Origin of the sequence: Domibacillus sp. A3M-37 (assembly GCF_024213455.1) — a bacterium.
GTDB classification, from domain to species: domain Bacteria; phylum Bacillota; class Bacilli; order Bacillales; family Domibacillaceae; genus Domibacillus; species Domibacillus tundrae.
On the sequence record NZ_JANAVL010000052.1, the window covers coordinates 1 to 5,225 of the forward strand.

Here is a 5,225-nt window from a genome sequence, read left to right on the forward strand (position 1 = left end):
AGCCATTGAGGATGAAATTAGAAAAACAGCTTAAGACTTAATTTTTTTGTGTCCAAATTATTGACTCAAATCCATTATTAGAAATCACAAATAAATGAATATAACATAAATACAATTATGTTGTATTAGAAAAGCACTTGATCTCTATGATCAAGTGCTTCAGACTGTAGACAAAGCAGCCATAATGGCTGCTTCTTTTTATATATGCCGGATACCGAGAACTGCTTCAGCTATATTTACTGCATGATCCCCCATACGTTCAAGGTTCGAGATAATATCAACAAAGACAATACCGGCCTGCCCTGTACATTCTCCCTCATTCATGCGCAATATATGCTGCTTACGAAGTTTCCGTTCCATTTTGTCAATGAGCTCTTCCTGCTCCGTCACTTCACGGGCAAGATCCAAATCAGTTGAATCCAGAGAACGGATTGCCTTAGAAACCGTTTCAATTGTTAACTTAAACATTCTATCCAGATCAGCAGATGCCTGCTCTGAGATCAGGACTTTGTTCGTCTGCTGATATTCAACAAGCTCACAAATATTCTCAGCGTGATCGCCGATGCGTTCAATATCCCGAACGGCGTCCATCAATGTTGAGTGTCGTTCTGACTCGGCACCGCTCAGCTGCTTCGAACCAATTTTCACAAGATACTCCGTAATTTTTTGATCCAGATTATCAATTGCGTCTTCCAGCTGTCCCGCTGTTGAAGCATGCTTTTGATGCTTCGTTTTCAAAAATTGATGTGTTTCTTCCATTCCTTTAACTGCATATTCACCCATACGGACAATTTCGTCTTTTGCCTGACCCAGGGCGATTGAAGAAGACTGTTCAATAAAAATAGGATCAAGATGCTTCGGCTTATATTCAACAATTGAATCCTGGCCAGGAATGAGTTTTGTCACGATCATTGCCAGCAACGCAACAAACGGCAATTGAATCAATGTATTGGTTACGTTAAATGTGCCGTGCGCGAACGCAATGGTCATTTCCGGATTTAAATTCATTGATTCTTGCAAATAGCTTACAAACCTAGTATATAGCGGCAAGATTATTAGAAAAATAATTGCCCCGATTATATTAAATAAGACGTGGGTTGCCGCAGCCCGTCTTGCTGCAACTGAGGCACCTATTGATGCTAGAACTGCTGTGATCGTTGTACCAATATTATCACCGAACAATACAGGAAGCGCGGCATTAAGATCCAGGAGCCCTTCTGCAAAAAGCCCCTGTAAAATCCCGATAGTTGCACTTGAGCTTTGCACAATCATGGTGAAAACTGTTCCAACAAACACTCCTAAAATCGGGCTTGAAGCCATATTTACCGTTAATTCATGAAAAGCATCCAGTTCACGAAGCGGCTTCATACCGCCGCTCATTAGTTCAAGGCCATAGAAAAGCGCACCGAATCCAAAGATAATCCGACCGCTATTGTTTACTTTTTTATTGGCAAAGAAAAAGATCAGCATTGATCCTAAAGCAAGAATCGGCAAGGAATATTCACCAATATCAATCCCAATAATAAAGGCCGTTACAGTCGTGCCGATGTTTGCACCCATAATGACACCGATAGCCTGTCTCAGCGTCATAAATCCTGCACTTACAAGACCGACAGTAATAACGGTTGTGCCCGAACTGCTTTGAATTAAAATTGTTACAAGAATCCCGGCAAGCACTCCCATTAGCGGGTTTGTCGTAAAACGATCTAAAATTTCACGAAGGCGGTCGCCGGCAGATGCCTGCAATCCATCACCCATCTGTTTAATTCCGTATAAAAATATGCCAAGGCCGCCCAAAAATTGAAACAGCATCTCTTGGATATTGATTTCCATCTCTTCAACTCCAGTCCCTAATTTTCGACAAAATTCTCCCTTATTATGAAGAAGAGATAGGTTAAAAGAAAGGGTCTATACACTAAATTTACAATTCATTAATAATTAAATCATTATATTACGAAAAGATTACAAATTGTAATAATTATTACATTTACTGCTTAAATAGATTCTCCTGGATGACTACAATACAGACGGTTTGATTTATCAGGAAAGGACCGATTGAATGCCTTTATTTAAGAAATTTATGAAAGTCTTCGTTTTAAAGATGATGTCTGCAGGCTTTTTTGTACAGTAACTTTTTGAAGGAATGAATAGGAAAACCTTCTTATATAATGAATTAGTACAAGCCTTCATTTTTCTCGAAATAAACAATAAAATGCTTTTTCATTACGTCAGCGTGGAGGAGGGACCTCTTGCTCTTGCTCTTTGTTTTATTCGGAACAGCTGCTGCCGCTACCGTATTAGCAGCCATTGCACTATCCAATTATGCAGATGCACTAAGTGAGAAAACGTCACTTGGCGGAATGCTTGTCGGAACGGTCCTGCTGGCAGGCGCCACCTCACTGCCCGAAGTAACAACAAGCATTTCCGCCGTTTTTCTTGGAAACCCGGATATCGCAGTTGGAAACATGCTAGGGTCAAACATATTTAACCTTTTCATTATAGCGAGCTTTGACTTATGGTACCGGAAAATACGCTTGTACCAGTCTGTGGGCCATGAGCATAGATATACAGCCGGGCTTGGATTGGTCCTTTCCTTAATGGTACTTCTGGCTTTGATACGGCAGTCGGACTATGTGATTTACGGAGTTGGAGTAGATTCTTTGTTTATTGTACTCATTTACGGTCTAGGCCTATGTATCATCAGTAAAATGATCCAAGCATCCCACCTTGAACAGAATATGGCTGCCAATGACTCAGCTGCTTTATCCGATAAAACCCCGTTTTCGCTCAAAAAAACAATAGTCGGCTTTTTCATTATGGCCTTGCTGATCACTGCAGCAGGAACGACGCTTTCTTTTGTCGGCGATGAAATTGCACGAGTCACTGGAATTGGGTCAAGTTTCGTCGGCAGCTTTTTCTTAGCGGCCACTACTTCTATGCCTGAAGCCATTGCTGTGCTTGTTGCTCTCCGCTTAAGAAACGTGAATCTAGCTCTCGGCTCTATACTCGGCAGCAATATCTTTAATATGCTGATTTTAACAGCATCTGATGCGTTTTATCGTGATGGTCCCATTCTTTCACATGTTTTACCCATCCATCAGGTCACAGCGTTGTCTTTATCCGTTTTGTCTTTCGTTTTAATACTGGCGCTTAGTCGAAAAAAAGAAGTTTCTTCTATAAGCTATCTTCTCCCTTCACTGCTGATTATTGCAGGTTATTTCTACTCATCTTATAGAATTTTCCTTGGATAGAGAGAGGGATCTGAATCGCCTTCATTTTTGATTTCTACATTGTATTTCCTGAATTGTAAGAGATCCCTTATTTTTTTATCTAAATCAACAATAAAATTTAACACAGCTTTTATTTTAAATATTCGGATGCAACATAAATAATTTTTGTTGTATTAGAAATGCCTTGAATGTTAAACATCCAAGGCATTTTTTTAGCGTACTTCATTGCTTATTCTAAAATAAATAAAATTTTAAATAGGAATTACCCGATAATTACCCGTTCTTTTGGGTAATGGTAATTCTCTTTTGGAGTTCCTTTGCTGAATAAAAAGATGAAGGACAAAATTCCGATCCGGCCGATAAACATCAACAGGATAATAACAACCTTCCCTGGAGAGCTTAATTCTGGCGTGATACCCATTGATAACCCTGTGGTACCAAATGCAGAACTTACTTCAAATAAAATTTCCATCAGGGAAAAGGGTTCAGTTGCAGAAAGAAAAATGGTAGCGATAAAACAGATAAAGAAAGCCGTAAAGCTGACCACAAATGATTTTCTTACATCTTCTATATGTAATTCACGCTTAAATACCTTTGTGTTTTGGTATCCTTTTGCGAACGAGTAAAGAAACAAGAGGTTCACCGCAAAAGTGGTGGTCCTGACGCCTCCTCCAACCGAACTGGGAGAAGCGCCAATAAACATTAAGAAGCAGATCACCAGCAAGGTAGGTTCAGAAAACTCACTAACGTCCATAGTAGCCAGCCCGCCGTTTCGTGTTGTAGCCGACTGAAACAAGGCGTAAAAGAAGGATTCATGCCAGCTTTTATCTTCAAAAAAATGATTGGCTTCTAATAACAAAATCATTATAGTTCCAAATACAAGCAGCGAAAAGAAGGTGATAGTTGTTAATTTTGTATATAAAGAAAAAGAAGGTCCTGATTTCTTTTTTTTGCTGGTAATATAATTTTTCACTTCGATCAATACAGGGAAACCAATGGCTCCCAGCGTTAACAGGATGATGTGAACAAATTGGACAAAGTAGTCCTGGGCAAATGGAACAAGTGAACTGCCTGTGATATCAAACCCCGCATTGGTCGTGGCACTGACCGCCGCAAACAGCCCCTGAAAATAGGCTTCCTGCCAGGTTGGAAAATAGTTCAGAAAATAGGTACCGAGTATCAGTGTGCCAATCAACTCTATCAGGAGAATAATCGCGAGAATCTGTCTCATAAGATTGACCAGTCCGGACAGCTGAGACTGGTTTTGATCAGTCATGATTAACTGTCTTTCCTTTAAACCAATCCTCTTTCGGGCAAGCATCCAAATGAACGTACCGAGTGTCATAATGCCAATGCCGCCAAACTGCAGAATAAACATTAAGATAAAAATGCCCGCTGTACTGAATGTATCTGGTGTGGAAACAACGGCTAGTCCTGTAACACTGATGGCACTTACAGCTGTAAACAGTACATCTAGAAAGGTTAAGTGTACGCTAGGTTTCAACGAAACAGGCAAACTAAGCAGGCCTATAGAAATGATGGTTGCGATCAGATAAAAAGCTACAATGATTTGAGGGGGCTTTAATGCGTTTTTTCTTATAATTCTCATAAAGAAATAGAACTCCTTTGCTCATTAACTACCCCCATTATAAGCATAACTTTAGGCAGAAGCTATCTAGCGGCTAACTAGTGTGTCTTTATCAGCATGTTTGTACTTTAATGCAATTAAGTTACATTCAGATTGACTGTTAAATTAAAATTTGGAGGTTAGATCATGCATGAAATTATAAAATTATTGGATACAAATAAAAAAGGCGTAGAGGAATCTGCGATAAGAGCAACAGAACAAAAGTTGAATATTCGTTTCCCGGATCAGTACGTCCAATTGTTTAAATTGGCCAATGGTTCTGAAGTTGGAGAATGGACTTTGTTTCCCATCAAAGACCCTAAAAATATGAAAAAAACGTGGGACGACGTGGTTAGACAAAACGAGGA

At 39.7% G+C, this 5,225-nt stretch carries 4 protein-coding genes; 2 read left to right on the plus strand and 2 right to left on the minus strand.

Features of this window, described 5'->3' with window-relative positions; translation table 11 throughout:
• Nucleotides 1-198 precede the first annotated feature (198 nt).
• Entirely contained in the window at nucleotides 199-1,833 is a 1,635-nt protein-coding gene (locus tag NLX67_RS22335) for a Na/Pi cotransporter family protein (protein ID WP_254313596.1), read from the minus strand.
• 416 nt (nucleotides 1,834-2,249) lie between these two features.
• On the opposite strand from NLX67_RS22335, the gene NLX67_RS22340 reads away from it, so the two are divergent.
• A complete protein-coding gene (locus NLX67_RS22340; protein ID WP_309143167.1) occupies nucleotides 2,250-3,251 on the plus strand; it encodes a sodium:calcium antiporter in 1,002 nt (333 codons plus the stop codon).
• A 241-nt stretch (nucleotides 3,252-3,492) separates the two neighbouring features.
• Here NLX67_RS22340 and NLX67_RS22345 read toward each other — a convergent pair whose 3' ends face one another.
• A complete protein-coding gene (locus NLX67_RS22345) occupies nucleotides 3,493-4,839 on the minus strand; it encodes a TrkH family potassium uptake protein (RefSeq protein WP_254313597.1) in 1,347 nt (448 codons plus the stop codon).
• Between the two features lie 165 nt (nucleotides 4,840-5,004).
• Here NLX67_RS22345 and NLX67_RS22350 point away from each other — a divergent pair.
• Nucleotides 5,005-5,225: SMI1/KNR4 family protein (locus tag NLX67_RS22350; RefSeq protein ID WP_254313598.1), on the plus strand; the 221-nt coding region annotated here is incomplete at its 3' end.

Coding starts and splice junctions, on each gene's coding strand:
- NLX67_RS22345 (WP_254313597.1), bottom strand. CDS start 4,839: ATGAGAATTATAAGAAAAAACGCATTAAAGCCCCCTCAAATCATTGTA.
- NLX67_RS22335 (WP_254313596.1), bottom strand. CDS start 1,833: ATGGAAATCAATATCCAAGAGATGCTGTTTCAATTTTTGGGCGGCCTT.